At 71.2% G+C, this 17325-nt stretch carries 16 protein-coding genes and 1 pseudogene; 11 read left to right on the top strand and 6 right to left on the bottom strand.

Annotation, left to right across the window (positions count from 1 at the left end; genetic code table 11):
• Both FNH05_RS38010 and mfd read left to right on the top strand, forming a co-directional pair.
• Nucleotides 1-395, top strand: a pseudogene (locus tag FNH05_RS38010) (LLM class flavin-dependent oxidoreductase); the annotation flags it as partial.
• Between the two features lie 54 nt (nucleotides 396-449).
• Nucleotides 450-4016: a transcription-repair coupling factor gene (gene mfd / locus FNH05_RS12680; RefSeq protein ID WP_144587720.1), complete on the top strand. Its 3567-nt coding sequence runs from the start codon at nucleotides 450-452 to the stop codon at nucleotides 4014-4016.
• 12 nt (nucleotides 4017-4028) lie between these two features.
• Here mfd and FNH05_RS12675 read toward each other — a convergent pair whose 3' ends face one another.
• Complete coding sequence (locus FNH05_RS12675; protein WP_144587718.1) at nucleotides 4029-4400, bottom strand: Imm1 family immunity protein; 372 nt, start codon at nucleotides 4398-4400, stop codon at nucleotides 4029-4031.
• Between the two features lie 543 nt (nucleotides 4401-4943).
• Complete coding sequence (locus FNH05_RS12670; protein WP_144587716.1) at nucleotides 4944-5708, bottom strand: SDR family oxidoreductase; 765 nt, start codon at nucleotides 5706-5708, stop codon at nucleotides 4944-4946.
• 102 nt (nucleotides 5709-5810) lie between these two features.
• Between FNH05_RS12670 and FNH05_RS12665 the strand changes: the two genes are divergently transcribed.
• The 3 genes from FNH05_RS12665 (at nucleotide 5811) to FNH05_RS12655 (ending at nucleotide 8669) form a co-directional block, all read left to right on the top strand.
• Nucleotides 5811-6644 (top strand): helix-turn-helix transcriptional regulator, encoded by an 834-nt coding sequence (locus tag FNH05_RS12665; RefSeq protein WP_144587714.1) that lies wholly within the window; start codon nucleotides 5811-5813, stop codon nucleotides 6642-6644.
• A 73-nt stretch (nucleotides 6645-6717) separates the two neighbouring features.
• Entirely contained in the window at nucleotides 6718-7710 is a 993-nt protein-coding gene (locus tag FNH05_RS12660; protein WP_144587712.1) for a hypothetical protein, read from the top strand.
• On the top strand, nucleotides 7707-8669 hold the full coding sequence (locus tag FNH05_RS12655; protein ID WP_246127687.1) for a nucleoside triphosphate pyrophosphohydrolase: 963 nt from the start codon (nucleotides 7707-7709) through the stop codon (nucleotides 8667-8669). The genes FNH05_RS12660 and FNH05_RS12655 overlap by 4 nt, the downstream gene beginning before the upstream one ends.
• Here the strand turns inward: FNH05_RS12655 and efeB are convergent.
• Genes efeB through efeU form a run of 3 tightly spaced genes read right to left on the bottom strand, consistent with a single transcriptional unit; the run spans nucleotide 8639 to nucleotide 11858 of the window.
• The gene (gene efeB, locus FNH05_RS12650) at nucleotides 8639-9886 is read right to left on the bottom strand and encodes an iron uptake transporter deferrochelatase/peroxidase subunit (RefSeq protein ID WP_144587708.1); all 1248 of its coding nucleotides are present in this window, start codon (nucleotides 9884-9886) and stop codon (nucleotides 8639-8641) included. The two genes, FNH05_RS12655 and efeB, sit on opposite strands and share 31 nt — an antisense overlap.
• On the bottom strand, nucleotides 9883-11016 hold the full coding sequence (gene efeO / locus FNH05_RS12645) for an iron uptake system protein EfeO (RefSeq protein ID WP_144587706.1): 1134 nt from the start codon (nucleotides 11014-11016) through the stop codon (nucleotides 9883-9885). Before efeO ends, efeB begins: the two co-directional genes overlap by 4 nt.
• A complete protein-coding gene (gene efeU / locus FNH05_RS12640; RefSeq protein ID WP_144587704.1) occupies nucleotides 11013-11858 on the bottom strand; it encodes an iron uptake transporter permease EfeU in 846 nt (281 codons plus the stop codon). Before efeU ends, efeO begins: the two co-directional genes overlap by 4 nt.
• Before the next feature lie 214 nt (nucleotides 11859-12072).
• Between efeU and FNH05_RS12635 the strand changes: the two genes are divergently transcribed.
• The gene (locus FNH05_RS12635; RefSeq protein ID WP_144587702.1) at nucleotides 12073-12777 is read left to right on the top strand and encodes a lytic transglycosylase domain-containing protein; all 705 of its coding nucleotides are present in this window, start codon (nucleotides 12073-12075) and stop codon (nucleotides 12775-12777) included.
• A 43-nt stretch (nucleotides 12778-12820) separates the two neighbouring features.
• Here FNH05_RS12635 and FNH05_RS12630 read toward each other — a convergent pair whose 3' ends face one another.
• Nucleotides 12821-13225, bottom strand: coding sequence for a tetratricopeptide repeat protein (locus tag FNH05_RS12630; RefSeq protein ID WP_144587725.1), 405 nt, complete (start codon nucleotides 13223-13225; stop codon nucleotides 12821-12823).
• A gap of 85 nt (nucleotides 13226-13310) precedes the next feature.
• On the opposite strand from FNH05_RS12630, the gene FNH05_RS12625 reads away from it, so the two are divergent.
• From FNH05_RS12625 to FNH05_RS12605, 5 genes are all read left to right on the top strand, one after another.
• Nucleotides 13311-13775 (top strand): VOC family protein, encoded by a 465-nt coding sequence (locus FNH05_RS12625; RefSeq protein ID WP_144587700.1) that lies wholly within the window; start codon nucleotides 13311-13313, stop codon nucleotides 13773-13775.
• A gap of 94 nt (nucleotides 13776-13869) precedes the next feature.
• The gene (gene eno, locus FNH05_RS12620; RefSeq protein WP_144587698.1) at nucleotides 13870-15156 is read left to right on the top strand and encodes a phosphopyruvate hydratase; all 1287 of its coding nucleotides are present in this window, start codon (nucleotides 13870-13872) and stop codon (nucleotides 15154-15156) included.
• 10 nt (nucleotides 15157-15166) lie between these two features.
• On the top strand, nucleotides 15167-15754 hold the full coding sequence (locus tag FNH05_RS39880; protein ID WP_144587696.1) for an FtsB family cell division protein: 588 nt from the start codon (nucleotides 15167-15169) through the stop codon (nucleotides 15752-15754).
• A gap of 77 nt (nucleotides 15755-15831) precedes the next feature.
• A complete protein-coding gene (locus FNH05_RS12610) occupies nucleotides 15832-16338 on the top strand; it encodes a DUF501 domain-containing protein (RefSeq protein ID WP_144587694.1) in 507 nt (168 codons plus the stop codon).
• Between the two features lie 103 nt (nucleotides 16339-16441).
• Nucleotides 16442-17325, top strand: an 884-nt coding sequence (locus FNH05_RS12605) for a lytic transglycosylase domain-containing protein (protein WP_246127686.1), incomplete at its 3' end; no start/stop codon positions are given.

Raw genomic sequence — 17325 nt, 5'->3', positions numbered from 1 at the left:
CCGCCCGGCTCTACGACGGGTGGCTGCCCTATCCGCCCGATCCCGCGGACTACGCCCGCGGCCTGGCCGCGATCCGGGCGGCGGCGCGACGGCCGGTGACGCCCGGGCTGTTCGCCACGGTGTTCCTCGACGACGATCCGGAGCGGGGCGAACGGGCCCTCGCCGACTACTGCCAGGCCAACTACGGGCTGCCGCTGGAGCGGGTCCGGACCATCCAGACCCTGCTGGCCGGTCCGGACGTCGCCGAGCGGCTCGCGCGTTTCGCCGCGGCAGGGGCGCGGCACGTGCAGGTGCGCATCGCCACCACCGATCCGCGCGTCTTCGACCACCAGTTGATCAAGGTCGCGGAATTGTTGTCGGTGCTGCGACGTACCCTAGGAGACGAGAGCCCCTGATCCCTCTCGTCCCGGGCAGGGGTATGTCCGCCGTTGTGCTCAGGGGAGTTTTCCGTGACCCATCCGCCCTCCTCCGGCCTGCTCTCCGCCGTGCTCGCCGACCCCGCGCTGCGCGGGGTGCTCGAGCGAGCGGGCTCCCCGCTGGCGGACCTGCAGGGACCGACGGCCGCCCGCCAACTCGTGGTGGCCGCCCTCGCGGCCGACGAGGGCGCCGGGCGGCCGGTCCTCGCCGTGACCGCGACCGGCCGCGAGGCCGAGGAGCTGACGGCGGCGGTGGCCACCCTGCTCGGGCCGGACGCCGTCGCCGACTTCCCGTCCTGGGAGACCCTGCCCCACGAGCGTCTCTCCCCGCGGGCGGACACCGTCGGCCGCAGGCTCGACGTGCTGCACCGCCTGCGGGGAAAGGACGCCCCGCGTGTCGTCGTCGCCACGGTGCGCAGCCTGATCCAGCCGATGGCGCCCGGGCTGGGCGCGCTCGCCCCGATCGAGTTCGCCGTCGGCGAGGAAAACGAGTTCGAAGGCGTGCTGGAACGGCTCGTCGAGCTGGCCTACACCCGGATGGACATGGTCGAGAAGCGCGGCGAGTTCGCCGTGCGGGGCGGCATCCTCGACGTCTTCCCGCCCACGGCCGACCACCCCTACCGGGTGGAGTTCTGGGGCGACGAGGTCAGCGAGATCCGGGCGTTCTCGGTCGCGGACCAGCGTTCGCTGCCCGGCGAGATCTCCGGCTTCCACGCGCCGCCCTGCCGTGAGCTGCTGCTCACCCCGGACGTGAAGGCTCGGGCGGGTGAGCTCGCCGAGCGGTACGCCGCCGATGCCCAGCTCGCCGAGATGCTCACCAAGCTCGCCGACGGCATCCCGTGCGAAGGCATGGAGGCGCTCATCCCCGTGCTCTGCGAGGGGGAGCTGGAACTGCTCACCGACGCCATGCCGGAGGGCACGCACGTCCTGCTCGCCGATCCGGAGAAGATCCGGGCCCGCGCGCAGGACCTGGTGCGCACCGGGCAGGAGTTCCTCGAAGCGTCCTGGATGGCGGCCGCCGGCGGCGGACAGGCGCCGATCGACCTCGGTGCCTCCGCCTACCGCGAGCTGGCGGAGGTGGCCGGGCACGCCGGGCAGACCGGCCGCGCCTGGTGGACGCTGTCCCAGCTGACCACCGAAGACGCCGACGTGTACCCGGTCGCGCTGGAGGCCTCGCCGAACTATCGCGGCGATCTGGACCGGGCCATCGCGGACCTGCGGGCCCATCTGGCGGCGGGCGGCGCGGGCGTGCTGGTGGTCGCCGGGCACGGCACCGCGAGCCGCGCCGTGGAGCAGCTGTCCGGCGCCGAGGTGCCCGCCACGCTCGCCCGTGAGGGGCTCACCCAGGCCCCGCCCACCGGGTTGGTCACGGTCGTCTGCGGCGGACTGACCGAGGGGTTCGTGGCCCCCGGGAGCGCGCTGGTCGTGCTCACCGAGGCGGACCTCACCGGCCGCGGCGGGCCCGCCGCCACCTCCACCCGGGACCTGACCGCGAAGATGCCGTCGCGGCGGCGCAACGCGGTCGACCCGCTCGCCCTCAAACCGGGCGACTACGTGGTCCACGACCAGCACGGCATCGGCCGGTTCGTGGAAATGGCGCAGCGGACCATCGCCGGCGCCACCCGCGAGTACCTGGTGCTGGAGTACGCCTCGTCGAAGCGGGGCCACCCGGGCGACCGGCTGTACGTGCCCACCGACCAGCTCGACGAGGTGTCCCGGTACGTCGGCGGTGAGCTGCCCACGCTGAACAAGCTCGGCGGCTCCGACTGGAAGAACACCAAGGCCAAGGCCCGCAAGGCGGTCAAGGAGATCGCGGCGGAACTGGTACAGCTCTACGCCGCGCGCCAGGCCGCGCCCGGGCACGCGTTCGCCTCGGACACACCGTGGCAGCGCGAGCTCGAAGACGCCTTCCCGTTCACCGAGACCGCCGACCAGCTCGCGGCGATCGACGAGGTCAAGGCCGATATGGAGCGCGGGGTCCCGATGGACCGGGTCATCTGCGGCGACGTCGGTTACGGCAAGACCGAGATCGCGGTGCGCGCGGCGTTCAAGGCGGTGCAGGACGGCAAGCAGGTGGCCGTCCTGGTGCCGACCACGCTGCTGGCCCAGCAGCATCTGAACACCTTCAGCGAGCGGATGCGGTCGTTCCCGGTGACCATCAAGGGCCTGTCCCGGTTCACCGACAAGTCCGATGTGGACAGTGTGCTGGCCGGGCTCGCCGAAGGCGAGGTCGACATCGTCATCGGCACGCACCGGCTGCTGCAGACGGGCATCCGCTACAAGGACCTCGGCCTGGTGATCGTGGACGAGGAGCAGCGGTTCGGCGTCGAGCACAAGGAGCACATCAAGGCGCTGCGCACGCACGTCGACGTGCTCACCATGTCGGCAACGCCGATTCCGCGCACGCTGGAGATGTCGCTGGCGGGCATCCGCGAGATGTCCACCATCCTCACCCCGCCCGAGGACCGGCACCCGATCCTGACCTATGTCGGCGCCTACGACGACAAGCAGGTGGGCGCCGCGATCCGCCGCGAACTCCTGCGTGACGGCCAGGTCTTCTACGTGCACAACAGGGTTTCCTCCATCGAGAAGGCGGCCCGCAGGCTGCGGGAGCTGGTGCCCGAGGCCCGCGTGGTCACCGCGCACGGGCAGATGAACGAGGAGCGGCTCGAAAAGATCATCCAGGGTTTCTGGGAGCGCGAGTACGACGTGCTGGTTTCCACGACCATCGTGGAAACCGGTCTCGACATCTCCAACGCCAACACCCTCATCGTCGAGCGCGGCGATCTGCTCGGGCTCGCGCAGCTGCACCAGTTGCGCGGCCGGGTCGGCCGGGGCCGGGAGCGGGGGTACGCCTACTTCCTGTACCCGACGGAGACACCGCTCACCGAAACCGCGCACGACCGGCTCGCCACGATCGCGCAGAACACCGAGCTGGGCGCCGGGATGGCGGTGGCGATGAAGGACCTCGAGATCCGCGGCGCGGGCAACATCCTCGGCGCGGAGCAGTCCGGCCACATCGCGGGCGTCGGTTTCGACCTGTACGTGCGGCTGGTCGGCGAGGCGGTGGACGGGTTCCGCCGCAGCGCCGGGGCCGAGCCCGCGGAAGAAGAGGAGCTGCGCGAGGTCCGGGTCGATCTGCCGATCGACGCGCACATCCCGCACGACTACGTGCCGGGGGAGCGGTTGCGGCTGGAGGCCTACCGCAAGATCGCCGCCGCGCCGGACGGCGACGCGCTGCGCGCGGTCGAGGAGGAACTCGTCGACCGGTACGGGCAGCCGCCGGCCCCGGTGCGCAGGCTGCTCGCGGTGGCCGCGTTCCGGCATGTCTGCCGCGAGGCGGGGGTGACCGAGGTTTCCTTGCAGGGCAACAACATCCGCTTCGCGCCGTTGACACTGCCCGAGTCGAAGACGGTACGGCTCAAGCGCCTGTACCCGAAGGCGATGTACAAGGCGGTGACGAACACGGTGTCGGTGCCCAAACCCACCGAGGGCCCGGCGGGCGGGCGCATCGGTGCCCCGCCCCTGCGGGACGAGGCACTGCTCGACTGGTGCACCAAGCTGCTGCACAACCTGACCAAGGCCCCCGCCGTGGCCTGAGCCGGGGAGCGGTTAGCCTGCGTCCCGCCACTGAACCGCACTGGGCAAGCGGCGCGTACGAACGAACTCGCGAAGTGCTCCGGTAATTCGTTCGACCGGGAGCCCGCTCCCGGCGGGGAATCCGACCTCGGACGGCACGGCGGGCGAATCCGGGTCACCATCGGTCACGAGATACCCGCCTTCGCCGGAGTACAGCAGGTAACCCCAGCGGTCGTGCACGTGCACGTCCAACACTGCGTCGTCGGTCTGGATGCTGCCCGTGTCGGCCCAAGGCTGCGCCAACAGTTCGACCAGGCGCGTCACGTCCTCATCGTTGGTGACGTCGACAGTCTCACCGCCCGGCACGCCGTCGCGGAACGTGGGGACAGCCGCCACAAGTGTCATTCGGACCCCTCTTCTTCCTTCCCGGTGTAGCTCGCAACCGTGCCGTCGGCCTGTACCACGCGCAAACGCGCACCCGGAGGAAGGAAACGCGCGAGGTACCTGTCACAGGTGAACGGCTGCGCTCGGTCGAACGGTCGGGTCCCGCACACTTGCCGCGCCGCTGACGATCCGAACCGACCAGCCGTCTGAGCGCACCCACTCGCCGCGTGCCTCACCTCCGGCGGTGGTCGCGCGGCCCACACGCTGTCGTGCTTGCTCCACTCGTGCATCCCGCCCACCCGGCGGTCGTCGTGTGAGTTCCGGAAACCATGGAAAGTTGGGCGGCCGATCGCGGGCCGCCTCGGGATCGACCGTGCCGCTTGTGGCGGCCGCCCATGCTTGTGTTGCCTCGCCGACCAGTTCATCCGCCTGCGCCAGCGCTGATCGCGCGGACACGATGAGCGCGAGCGCCCGCGTCACGTGCTCGGCCAGTTCTTGGACGGACACCACGCACCGCGGCCTAATGATCGGAACAGGAGATCACGAGGCCTCTGACCAGGCCCGTCAGGCCTGGCGGGTGGGCAGCACGACCACCTGCCGCAGGTTGACGTGCCGCGGTCGGCTGGTCACGTAGCCGATCAGGTCGGCGATTTCCTCGCTGGAGAGCGTGCCCATGCCGCCGACCATTTCGCCGATTTGCCCGCGCAGTTCGCTGTTGTCGATGTGGTCGGCGAGCTCGGTGCTGGTCAGCCCCGGTTCGATGTTGGTCACGCGCACGTCGCGCGGGCCCAGTTCGGCGCGCAGGGACGCGGACAGGTGGGTGAGCGCGGCCTTCGTCGCGCTGTACACGGCATAACCGGGGAAGAAGAGGTGTGCGCCGATCGACGAGATGTTCACCAGGTCCGCGGTCCCGCCCGAGGCGGCCGCGCCGAGCAGGTCCGGCAGGAAGGCGCGGATCAGGCGCAGCGCGCCGGTCAGGTTCGTGTCGATCATGCGCTGCCATTCGTCGTCCCTGCCGTCGAAGACGGGATTGGGCAGCATCACCCCGGCGGCGTTCACCACCAGGTCCACCGGTCCGAATTCGCGGTGCACGGTGTCTACTGTGGACGCGATCGACGCCTGGTCGGTCACGTCGGCGGGTACCGCGATCGCCTGCCCGGAGCCGGCGTTGATCTCCTCCGCGAGCGTGGTGAGGCGGTCTTCACGGCGGGCCAGCAGGGCCACGCGGGCGCCGGAGGCGGCGAGCAGGCGCGCGGTGGCCTCTCCCATGCCGCTGGCGGCTCCGGTGATGACGGCGGTGCGGTCGGCGAGGTTGTCGTAACGAGTCATGCCGAAAGCCTGCGGCCGTCGCGGGCGGTTACCCAGTGCTCCGCCGTACCGTGGGTGCGCCAGTACCAGGATAGGAAGACAGTCCCCCGGAATACTGGGCTCATGGATCAGAGCATCGGGGAGTTCCTGCGGTCGCGACGGGCACGCATCCAGCCGCGGGAAGTCGGGTTGCCGGGACACGGGCGGCGGCGCGTACCGGGCCTGCGCCGGGAGGAACTGGCCCAGCTCGCCGGGGTGAGCGTCGACTACTACGTGCGTCTCGAACAGGGCCGGAGCCAGAACGTCTCCGACGCGGTGCTGGACTCGATCGCACGGGTGCTCCGGCTCGACGAAACCGAACGGGTCCACCTGCGCAACCTCGTCCGACCCGCGAAAAAGGCGAGGCGCTCGGGCGGGCAGCACGTCCGGCCGGGCGTGCAGCGGATGCTGGACATGATGACCGACCTGCCCGCCTTCGTCCTCGGCCGCCGCATGGACATCCTCGCCTGGAACGCGCTCGCGGACGCGGTCATCGGCTTTTCCGCGCTGGAACGGCCGAACGCGGCCCGTCACACCTTCCTGCACCCCGAAGCGCGCGAGCTCTACCTGGAATGGGACGCGGTCGCCGCCGAAACGGTGGCGTACCTGCGCCTGGACGCCGGGCGCTACCCGGACGACCCGCAACTGTGCGCACTGGTCGGCGAGTTGTCGATGCGCAGCGAACCGTTCCGGCGGTTGTGGGCGCGCCAGGACGTGAAGGACAAGACCCACGGCCGCAAGCTCGTGCGGCATCCCTTCGCCGGCGACCTGGAGTTTCGGTACGAGACTTTCGCGTCGCCAGGGGATTCCGACCAGTTGCTGGTCGCCTACACGGTGGCGGCCGGTTCGGCGTCGGAAGAACGGTTGCGGCTGCTCGCCAGCTGGCAGGCCCCGGAGATCGCCGTACCGGCCCGGTGAGGGTTGGGTGAAAGCAGGACTTCCCGGTTCACCGGTGCCGGAACGGGGCGAGTTGTGAGAGGGTACGCACGTGATGCGGATCATGGCTCGCCCTCGCGCACTGATCGCCGTTCTCTCCGCCTGCCTGCTGCTCGCCGGATGTGGTTCCGCGCCGAGCCAGGTCGGCGCCGCCGCCTTCTTCGACGACCACGAGATCGTCACCATCGACCAGGTCCAGTCGATGATCGACAAATCCGTGCAGGAGCAGCCCGCGGCGCGGCAACTGGCGCAGCAGCACAAGCTCGACCAGGTCGGCCGCGAGGCGGTGCGACAGCTCGTCCTGCACGAGCTGATCACGCGGACCGCGCAGCAGGACGGTGTTTCCGTCGATCCGAACCAGGTCGCGCAGGTGCTCGCGCAGGATCCGCTCGCCGCGCCGCTGTCCACGAACACCGTGGACCCCTCGCAGCTGCCCGCGCAGATCGTCTACCGCGTCCGCGACCACCGCGAGGTGATCACCGACCAGCTGCTGCTGCAGTCGCTGGGCAAGCAGTACTTCGACAAGCTGGCCATCACCTTCGACTACACCTCGGTGGTCACCGACGACGGTGGGGCGAACCCGGTGACCATGCGGGAGAAGGCGTTCGCCAAGGTCGGGCAGATGGCCGCCGACCCCGATGCCGCGGCGAAGGTCATCCAGGCCGATGCCGCCGCCGGGGCGAAGACCTCCCTCGGTGAGCGGGTGCCCGCGGTGCAGGCGCCGGACTTCGCGGGCACGGTGCTGTTCGGCGTGCCGCCGGGCACCGTGGTGGCGTTCCAGCCGAGCGCCGAGCGGGCGGTGTGGATCGTCGCCGTGGTGCGGGCGCGGGACCTGGGCGCCCAGCAGTCGGTCGACCAGGCGACCAGTCCCACCATGGGGCAGCTCGCCGCGATCGGGCTCCGGCTGCTGCAGCCGCGACTCGACCAGCTGGGCCTGAAAATCAACCCGCGCTACGGTGTATGGGACCCGACCGCGCTGAACCTCGCGGCCAGCGCGGCCGAGACCACCGGTCTCGTCCTCTCGGTGAAGGGAACTCCCCAGCCTTGACCGCCACGGTCGTTCTCCTGCCCTACCCCGCTGCCGGTGTGCCCGCGGCCGCGTTCCCGTTCCTCGGCGGCGCGCGGGCGGTCTACGCGAGTGGGGTGAGCGAGCAGGTGGCCGACCTGCTGGGCGCGAAGCCCGCTCCGGAGCGTGACGCGCTGGTCGCGGAGGCGGCCGAAGGCCCGCTGGTGCTGATCGCGGCCCATGCCGGTGACCCGCTGGTGGCGGCGCTGCCGCAGGCCCGGATCGTCGCGCAGCCGTCCGGGGCGTGCCTGGTGGAGGCGGCGCAGGTGATGGACCGGTTGCGTTCGCCCGGCGGCTGTCCCTGGGACGCCGCGCAGACCCACGAGTCACTGCGGCAGTACCTGGTGGAGGAGACCTACGAGCTGCTGGAGGCCATCGAGGACGGGGATCGCACGGCCCTGCGCGAGGAGCTCGGGGACGTGTTGCTGCAGGTGCTGTTCCACGCCCGGGTGGCCGCGGAGCATCCGGACGACCCGTTCGACATCGACGTGGTCGCGGGGGAACTGGTGGCCAAGCTCGTCGGCCGCCATCCGCACGTCTTCGCCGACGCCGCCCGCATCGAGACGGCCGAGCACCAGGAAGTGAAGTGGGAGGAGCTCAAGCAGGCCGAGAAGCAGCGCGAGTCCCTTGTGGACGGTGTGGCGCTCGGCCAGCCCGCGGCCGCGCTGGCGGGCAAGCTCGGCCACCGCAGCGGGCGGGCGGGCATCCCACTGGACCTGCTGCCGTCCGGTACCGATGCGGCGGCGCAGCTGTTCCGCATCGCCGCGACCGCCCGCCGTGCCGGGGTCGATCCGGAGGGTGAGCTGCGGGCGGTGGCGAAGCGGTTCGCCGAGGAAGTCCGCGAGGCCGAGCGCAACGCGCGGGCCGACGGGGTCGAACCGTCCACGCTGGAGGCCGACGGCTGGCGCGCCTACTGGCCGAAGAGGGTCTCGCCCCAGTAGCCCCCGGGGCCGACGCCGGGCGGCACGGCGAAGAGGGCCGAGCCGGTGTGCTGGGTGTACTCCATCAGCCGGTCGTGGGCCGCCAGTGACTTCTGCATGGGAACGAACTGGGTGCGCGTGTCCCGGTTGAAGGCGAGGAAGAACAGCCCCGCCTCCAGGTGTCCGACGCCGTCGGACCCGTCGACGAAGTTGTAGCCGCGCCGCAGGATCCTCACGCCGTTCTGCGATTCCGCGGAGGCGAGCCGCACGTGCGCGTCCTCGGGTATGGCGAGCTTGCCGCCTTCGCCGCGGACGTGCAGGTCCGCCGCGTCGAACTCGGCGGCCTGCCCGAGCGGGGCGCCGCTGCCCTTGGCGCGGCCGATCACCTGCTCCTGTTCGTCCAGCGAGGTCCGGTCCCAGGTTTCGATGTGCATGCGGATCCGCCGCGCCACCAGGTAGGACCCGCCGGTCAGCCAGGGGGTCCCGTCGCCCGCGCCGACCCACACGTGCTGGTCCAGCGCGGCGGTGTCCTCGGCCTTGAGGTTGTTCGTGCCGTCCTTGAAGCCGAACAGGTTGCGCGGCGTGGTCTGGGTGCGCGAGGTCGACGAGCTGCGCCCGAAACCCAGTTGCGACCAGCGCACCTCCGTCGTGCCGAAGCCGAGCCGCACCAGATTGCGGACGGCGTGCACGGCCACCTGGGGATCGTTGGCGCAGGCCTGGATGCACAGGTCCCCGCCGCAGCGGGCGGGATCCAGCTTGTCGCGCGGGAATGCGGGCAGGTCCGCCAGTGCGGGCGGGCGCAGCCCCGCCAGGCCGAACCGGTCGTCGAACAGCGACGGCCCGAACCCGATCGTCAGGGTGAGTGAGGAGGCGGGCAGCTCCAGCGCCTCCCCGGTGTCGCCGGGCGGGGCCGCGGGCGAACCGCCCACCGCACCACCGGCGCCGATCTCGCGCCCGGCCGTCATCTGCCGGGCCGCGTCGGTCCACGTCCGCAGCAGGGCCACCAGCTTGGCCCGGTCGTTCGTGGTCACGTCCAGCGCGGCGAAGTGCAGGTGTTCCTGGGCGGGCGTGACGATGCCGGCCTGGTGGGCGCCGTGGAACTCCACCGTCTCGCTGTGTCCCGGGCTCGCGGGCCCGCCGAGGGCCCGGTCGATGCCGGCACCGGCGGCACCCGCGCCGGCGAGCGCGACACCGGCCCCGGCGAGACCGAACATCTTTCGCCGGGAGAGCTGCGTCATCGGGCCACGACCTCGGCGACCTTGCTCAGCGGCTCGCCCAGCGCGTCCACCGCGGAGGCGAGTTCCTTGATCTGGTCGGAGCTCAGCTCGGTGTAGTAGCGGAAACCGTCACCATTGCGCTGCTTGTCCAGCAGGCGCTGCACGTTCGCGAACTGACTGTCCACAGTGGACATGAGCTGCGGGTCGCGGGCCTGCAGGACCGGCCGCAGCGCCTCGATCGCGCCCTTCGAGCCGTCCACGTTCGCCTGGAAGTCCCACAGGTCGGTGTGCGAGAACGCCTCCTCCTCGCCGGTGACCTTGCCGGTGGCCACCTCGTCGAGCAGTTCCTTCGCTCCGTTGGCCAGCTCCAGCGCGGTCAGCCCGAGCGTCGCGGACCGCTCGGTGAGCGTGGTGACGTCGGCGACGAGCTGGTCGGCGATCCGGCCGCTGTCCGGCTGCAGCCCGGTGGCCCACAGGTCCTTTTCCAGCCGGTGGAAACCGGTGAACGGCTTGCCCTGCTCGACGTCGGCCTCGCGCACGTCGATGGCCTTGTCGAGGTCGGAGAACTTCTCCGCGACCGGTTCGAGGTGCTCGTAGTAGACCCGCGTGTTCGCGTAACGGGCCTTGGCCTCGTCGACCCTGCCCGCCTTCACCGCGTCGGCGAACTTCTGCGTTTCGGTCTTGAGGGTGCCCGCCTGCGTGGCCACGTACCCGGCGTAGCTCTTCGCCGCGCTGGTCAGCGCGCTGTCGGCGGCGGGCTGGGCTGCCGCCCCGGTCACCGTGAGCGGGACGCGGATGCCGTCGCCCGCCATCCCGGGTTTGCAGGCCGCCTGGTAGGTGCCCGCGGCCGGAACCGCGACGGTGAGCTTGCGGGCCAGCCCCGGCGCGATGTTCTCGACCTCGCCGATGATCTTGTCGCCCTCGCCGTAGAGGTAGAACTCGGTGACCTTGGTGCCCTTGTTGGTCACCTCGAAGGTCAGGTTGCCCGCCTTGACACTGGTCGGCGCGACCTCGCAGGCGGTGTCCGTGGCGGACACGGTGATCGGCGCGGTGCCGTCGGCGGAGGTGTTCTGCCCGCTCGAGCAGGCGGAAAGGGCGAGCAGGACCACGGCCGCACCGGACAGTGCGGGAACGGACTTCGGCAAGGTCACTCCTTAACGGCGCCCGCACCGGCGAGGGTGGTGGGCTTCGGGGCGGGCCGGCGCAGGAACAGCGGCAGCACGATCGCGACGTAGACCACCCACGCCGTGGCCTGGAGCACGGTGGTCTGCTGCGAGTAGTTGAAAATGCCCTTGAGTACCGCCCCGTACCAGGAGGTCTCCGGGATGGCGGCGGAGGTGTCGAAGGCGAGCAGGTGCAGCCCGGGCAGGTAACCGGCCTCCTGCAGATCGTGCAGGCCGTAGCCGAGCACGCCCGCGGCGACGAACACCAGCAGCACGCCGGTGACGGTGAAGAACTTGCCCAGGTTGAAGCGCACGGCACCGCGGTAGAGCAGGTAGGCGAGCACGACCGCGAGCACGATGCCGAAGGCGAATCCGGCCAGCGGCTGCGTGGTGCCGCCCTGGGCGCTCTGCACGGCGGCGTAGAAGAACACGGCGGTCTCGAGCCCTTCGCGGCCGACGGCGAGGAAGCTCAGCAGCAGCACCGCGAGCGGCCCGACGGCCAGCGCCTGGTCCATCTTGCCCCGCAGTTCGCTGGCGATGCTCTTCGACGCCTTGCGCATCCAGAAGATCATCGCCGTGACGAAGCCGACGGCGACGATGGACAGCGAGCCGCCGAGCAACTCCTGCTGTTCGAAGGACAACTGCGCGGTGGTGTAGGTGAGCAGGGCGCCCACCCCGACCGAGAGCAGCACCGCGGCGGCGATGCCGGGCCAGACCCAGCGCAGTGCCGGGCGGCGGTCGGTCTTCACCAGGAAGGCGACGAGGATACTGACGACCAGCGCGGCTTCCAGGCCCTCGCGAAGGCCGATGAGCAGGCTCGAGAACAACACCTTGGGGCCTCCTCCTGGTGGACCGGACTCCCTGCTTTTTAGGTTAGCCTTTCCTCGCTGTCCAGTCCCGGCCCGTGTTCAAGATCGGGATATCCGGGCGGAATCGGGCCGATCCGCGGAATAGCGCCTGGTCGGTGCCCCTCTTGGCGGGCGGATAACGAATTTGTGTGATTCGCGCGGCACCGGGGCTTCCCGAGGCGGATAACCTGATCGAGTGGTCGAGCCCACCGAGTCAGTGGCCGCCGACGAGCGCACGCCACCGCATCGCTCCTGGTCTTCGCTGCTGCTGACGGCCGGGGTGGTCGCGACCGGGCTCGTCCTGGTCCTGACGGTCGGGGTGACCAGACCGGGCGCACCCCGGACGGATCCCGTGGCCGGTTCCGGCGCCATCACGGCCGCCGCCACCACCACGCCGTCGCTCGCCCCGCCCGCCGGAGCCGCCGCCCCGCGCTCCGCCGTGGCCGCGCCCGTGGACCACCCCCAGGCCTCCGACCTGGCGGAACTGGACAACTGGGCCCGGCGCCTGTCGGCCGCCACCACCCTGTCCGCCGCGCAACTCACGGCCTACGGGCGCGCGGAGATGTGGTTGCGGGGCGAAGCGCCGTCCTGCCGCCTGTCGTGGGCGACGCTCGCCGGGATCGGCCAGGCCGAGGCCGCGGGCACCGGGCCGCTGCCGGTCCCGGACGCGATCTGGACGCGCTTCGCCACACGGGCGACCCAGGACGGCAAGCCCGCCGACCGCGTGGACGTCGACGACGCGGCCTACGCGATGGCGCGGTACCTCTGCTCCGGCGGAGCGGATCTGAGCACGGCGGGCGGCTGGTGGCACACCGTGCTCGACTACACCCGCTCCGAGCCGAGGGCCGCGGAGATCCTCGCCGCCACCGACACCTTCGCGGCCGCCCGGCCCGGCGGCTGAACCCGGCTGAACCCGGCTGAACCCGGCTGAACCCGGCTGAACCTCAGCCTTGCTGCAGCCGGACGCGGGCGTTGACCTCGGACAGCGCGTCCTGGTATTCGGGCACGGGGTTCATCGCCCAGGCCATCCGGAGCTGGCCGAGCGCTTCCACGAGGCGGCCAAGACGCTGCAGCGTCCGGCCGAGGACGAATCGGGCGTAGTGATCGGCCGGGTCCAGTTCCAGCACCCGGACGAATGCCTGTTCGGCATGGTTGAGCTGGGCGGAGTGGAAGTAGGCCCGCCCCGCCAGCAACTGCACACTGGGTTTGTCGGGCTCGGCTTCGAGCACCGGCTGAAGGGCCTTCAACGCGTCGAGCGGGCGCCGGTTTTCGATCAGGGCTTCGGCCTGACGGAACGCTTCGAACCGGTGCTCAGCGAGGGGGTCACTTGGCAGGTTCTCGTCATTCATAGTCGTATCGACGTTACCCGCGAAAAGCCGCTTTCGGCAGGGGGTGATCACACCTCGGGAGTACAGCGTGGTCCACTAGGCGCCCATGAGCGAAGAACCGCGGTATCTCGGAATCTCGCCCTATCTGTACTACCCGGATGTCGCCGAGGCACTGGCCTGGCTGGTCCGGGTGTTCGGCTTCACCGAACGCGTGCGCTACGTCGACGGTTCGGGAACGGTGTTCCAGGCGACCGTCGCCGCCGGTGCGACCGACATCGTGCTCGCCGGGGTCGGCCCCGAATTCTGGGAGGCCAAGGGGGTGGACCGCCCCGTCGGCCAGCTCAACGTGGTCTACGTCGAGAACGTGGACGCCCAGTTCGAGCGCGTTCGCACCGCGTTGGGCGAGGAGCACGAAATCGCCGCGCCGCAGGACCAGCCCTACGGTGCCCGCGTGTTCAGCGTCGCCGACGTCGGCGGCAACAGCTGGTCGTTCTGGCAGTGGGTCTCCCAGACCGCCGAGCTGCCCCCTGGCTGGCAGGAGGTTCGCCCCGGGCGTGGGGGCGCGGAGTGAACCGCGCCTCGTTGGGCGCCTGCCTCCAACGGGTGATCACGGCCTGCCGTTACGCTGAGGTCGTCGTCGCTGAAACAACGATGAGGAGCGAAGCGTGGCGGTCATCGAGCAGGTAGGCGCGCGCGAGATTCTGGATTCGCGTGGCAACCCCACCGTCGAGGTGGAGGTGGCCCTGGACGACGGCACGCTGGCGCGGGCCGCGGTCCCCTCGGGGGCGTCCACCGGTGAGCACGAGGCCGTCGAACTCCGTGACGGCGACGCGCAGCGCTACGGCGGCAAGGGTGTCGAGCGCGCGGTCGCCGCGGTGCTCGACGAGATCGGCCCGCAGCTGATCGGCATCGAAGCGGTGGAGCAGCGCGTCGTCGACCAGAAGCTGGTCGACCTCGACGGCACCCCCGACAAGTCCCGCCTCGGCGCCAACGCCCTGCTGGGCGTTTCGCTCGCGGTGGCCAAGGCCGCCGCGGAGTCGGCCGAGCTGGAACTGTTCCGGTACCTGGGCGGCCCCAACGCCCACATCCTGCCGGTGCCGATGCTGAACATCCTCAACGGTGGCGCGCACGCCGACACCGACGTGGACATCCAGGAGTTCATGATCGCCCCGATCGGGGCCGAGTCCTTCCGCGAGGCCCTGCGCTGGGGCGCGGAGGTCTACCACTCGCTCAAGTCCGTGCTCAAGGGCCGCGGCCTGGGCACCGGCCTCGGTGACGAAGGCGGGTTCGCGCCGAACCTGTCCAGCAACCGGGAAGCCCTCGACCTGATCACCGTCGCGATCGAGAAGGCGGGCTACACGCCGGGCCGCGACGTCGCGCTGGCACTGGACGTCGCCGCGACCGAGTTCTTCGCCGACGGCTCCTACACCTTCGAGGGCAGCAAGCGCAGCGCCGAGCAGCTCGCCGCGTACTACGCCGAACTGCTCGACGCCTATCCGCTGGTCTCGATCGAGGACCCGCTGTCCGAGGACGACTGGGACGGCTGGGTCGCGCTGACCGGCCAGATCGGCGACCGCGTCCAGCTGGTCGGGGACGACCTGTTCGTCACCAACCCCGACCGGCTCGAGCAGGGCATCGAGCGGGGCGCGGCCAACGCGCTGCTGGTCAAGGTCAACCAGATCGGCACCCTGTCCGAGACCCTGGACGCGATCACGCTGGCCACCTCGTGCGGCTACAAGAGCATGATGAGCCACCGTTCCGGCGAGACCGAAGACACCACCATCGCCGATCTGGCGGTCGCCACCGGCGTCGGCCAGATCAAGACCGGTGCCCCGGCCCGCAGCGAGCGCGTCGCCAAGTACAACCAGCTCCTGCGCATCGAGGAGACCCTGGGCGACGCCGCGCGCTACGCCGGCGACCTGGCCTTCCCGCGGTTCACTCCGGAGAGCTGACGGCCGGAGGATGGACCGGCGGGCGAGGGAGCGCAGCAGCAGACGGGGCCGCCGCACGGAGGGCCGGGCGGGCGGCCTGCCCGCCCGGCGTGCGGAGAGCGCCGCCAGGCCCACCGAGGGTTCGCCCGCCGGCCGCCCCCGGCGGGTCCGGCGGGAGTCTTCGCCGCGGTCGCGGTGGCGACGCGGGCTGAACGCCCGGCGCGCGGCGGCGGCCGGTGCCACGCGCGTGCTCGCCATGTCCACCACACGGCGCGCGGCGGTACTCGCGATCGTGGTGTGCGCACTGGCGTTCACCCTCGCGGTGCCGCTGCGCACCTACCTCAGCCAGCGGTCGGAGATCTCGGAGCAGGAGCAGCGGCGTCACGAGCTGCGCGCCGACGTTGCGCGGCTGCAGGAGCGCCAGGCCGCGCTGAACGATCCGGCGCAGGTGGAGACCGAGGCCCGGCGCAGGCTGCGCTACGTCATGCCCGGTGAGACTCCGTACCTGGTGCAACTGCCCGAGGACAATCCGCAGGCGCCGCAACCACAGGCACAGCAGCAGCCCGGCGTCGGTGGGATGGCCTGGTACCAGCAACTCTGGGCCACCCTCGGGCGATAGGACCCGTTTCGGCAGTGGTTCGCGTGGCGGTGCGGGGCGCGAGCCGGGCGTGGCGGTGCGGTTGCGACAATGGGCCGGTGAACGAGACGGAACTGCCCTTGCTGGAGCCGGTGACCGAGGCCGATCGCGCGATCATCGCCGAGCAGCTCGGCCGCCCCCCGCGCGCGCTGCGCGCGATCGCGGCGCGGTGCCCCAGCGGCCATCCGTCGGTGGTGCAGACGAACCCTCGGCTGGAGAACGGCACCCCGTTCCCCACCCTGTACTACCTCACCTGCCCGAGGCTGGCTTCCCTGGTCGGACGACTCGAAGCCTCCGGGATCATGAAGGAGATGACCGAGCGCCTCGCGGTCGACGAGGAACTCGCCGCCGCCTACCAGCGGGCCCACGAGTCGTACCTCGCCCAGCGCGACGCCATCGAGCCGCTGGGCACCCAGGTCACCGCGGGCGGTATGCCGGGGCGCGTCAAATGCCTGCACGTCCACCTGGCGCACACGCTCGCGTGCGGCCCTGGGGTGAACCCGTTCGGGGACGAGACGCTCGAACTGCTGCGTCCGGACTGGCCCTCGGGCGACTGCGCAAAGTAACGATCCTCCCCCTTCCGCGGATAACCCAGTCGGTTACCGGGGCTTAACAACTTCTCCGTGAAGATCGGCCCCGGCAGGTTCAGCCGAGGGGAGGAGCCGAGCGGTGCGGTTCACGCGGATTCGGATCACGCGTCGCAAGGCCCGCAGAATCGCCCTCCGCCACAAGACCTTCATCGCCGCGCTCGGCGGCGTGCTCGCGGTGCTGCCCGCCACGGTGACCAGCGGCCACGCCGCGCAGTGGGCCAGGACGCCGAGTACCGAGCACACCCGGGACACCGCACTCGTGCAGGGATTCGACCCGAAACTGGTCCAGATCAGCGTCGACGGCAGCCTGCCGAGGCCCGCGGTGCAGGTCGAACCGCTGCCGCCGGAGCAACTGCCCAGCGGTCCGCTCGGCATCCCCGGGTCCGCGCTGAAGGCCTACCGCAACGCCGCCGCTCTCGTGGCCGGTGAGGAACCCGGCTGCCATATCGACTGGGCGCTGATCGCGAGCATCGGGCGCATCGAGTCCAACCACGCGCGCGGCGGTTACGTCAACGCCGAGGGCAACACGCGGGAACCCATCCTCGGTCCCGAGCTCAACGGGGTCGGCCCGGTCGCGGCGATCCCGGACACCGACGGCGGGCGCTGGGACCACGACACGGTGTGGGACCGCGCCGTCGGGCCCACCCAGTTCATCCCGTCCACCTGGCTGTTCTGGGGCGTGGACGGCAACGGCGACGGGGTGGCCGACCCGAACAACATCTACGACGCCACCTTCGCCACCGGCCGCTACCTCTGCTCCGGTGGACTGGACCTGGCCGATCCCGTCCGGCTGCGGTCGGCGATCTACCGGTACAACAACTCCGACGTCTATGTGGACACGGTGATCCGCTGGGCCGCGGCCTACCGCGACGGGGTCATGACGCTGGCCGACAGCGCGGTGCCCCTCGGGGCGCCCGGCGCGGTCCTGGCCGCCGAACCCGGCGCACCGGCGGTCACCACCAC

It is taken from the genome of Amycolatopsis rhizosphaerae, assembly GCF_007713715.1.
In the GTDB taxonomy this organism is placed as follows: Bacteria; Actinomycetota; Actinomycetes; order Mycobacteriales; family Pseudonocardiaceae; genus Amycolatopsis_E; species Amycolatopsis_E rhizosphaerae.
This window is presented reverse-complemented; position numbering and strand designations above follow the sequence as displayed.

Coding starts and splice junctions, on each gene's coding strand:
- FNH05_RS12675 (WP_144587718.1), bottom strand. CDS start 4,400: ATGACACTTGTGGCGGCTGTCCCCACGTTCCGCGACGGCGTGCCGGGC.
- FNH05_RS12670 (WP_144587716.1), bottom strand. CDS start 5,708: ATGACTCGTTACGACAACCTCGCCGACCGCACCGCCGTCATCACCGGA.
- FNH05_RS12665 (WP_144587714.1), top strand. CDS start 5,811: ATGGATCAGAGCATCGGGGAGTTCCTGCGGTCGCGACGGGCACGCATC.
- FNH05_RS12660 (WP_144587712.1), top strand. CDS start 6,718: ATGCGGATCATGGCTCGCCCTCGCGCACTGATCGCCGTTCTCTCCGCC.
- efeB (WP_144587708.1), bottom strand. CDS start 9,886: ATGACGCAGCTCTCCCGGCGAAAGATGTTCGGTCTCGCCGGGGCCGGT.
- FNH05_RS12630 (WP_144587725.1), bottom strand. CDS start 13,225: ATGAATGACGAGAACCTGCCAAGTGACCCCCTCGCTGAGCACCGGTTC.
- FNH05_RS12625 (WP_144587700.1), top strand. CDS start 13,311: ATGAGCGAAGAACCGCGGTATCTCGGAATCTCGCCCTATCTGTACTAC.
- FNH05_RS39880 (WP_144587696.1), top strand. CDS start 15,167: ATGGACCGGCGGGCGAGGGAGCGCAGCAGCAGACGGGGCCGCCGCACG.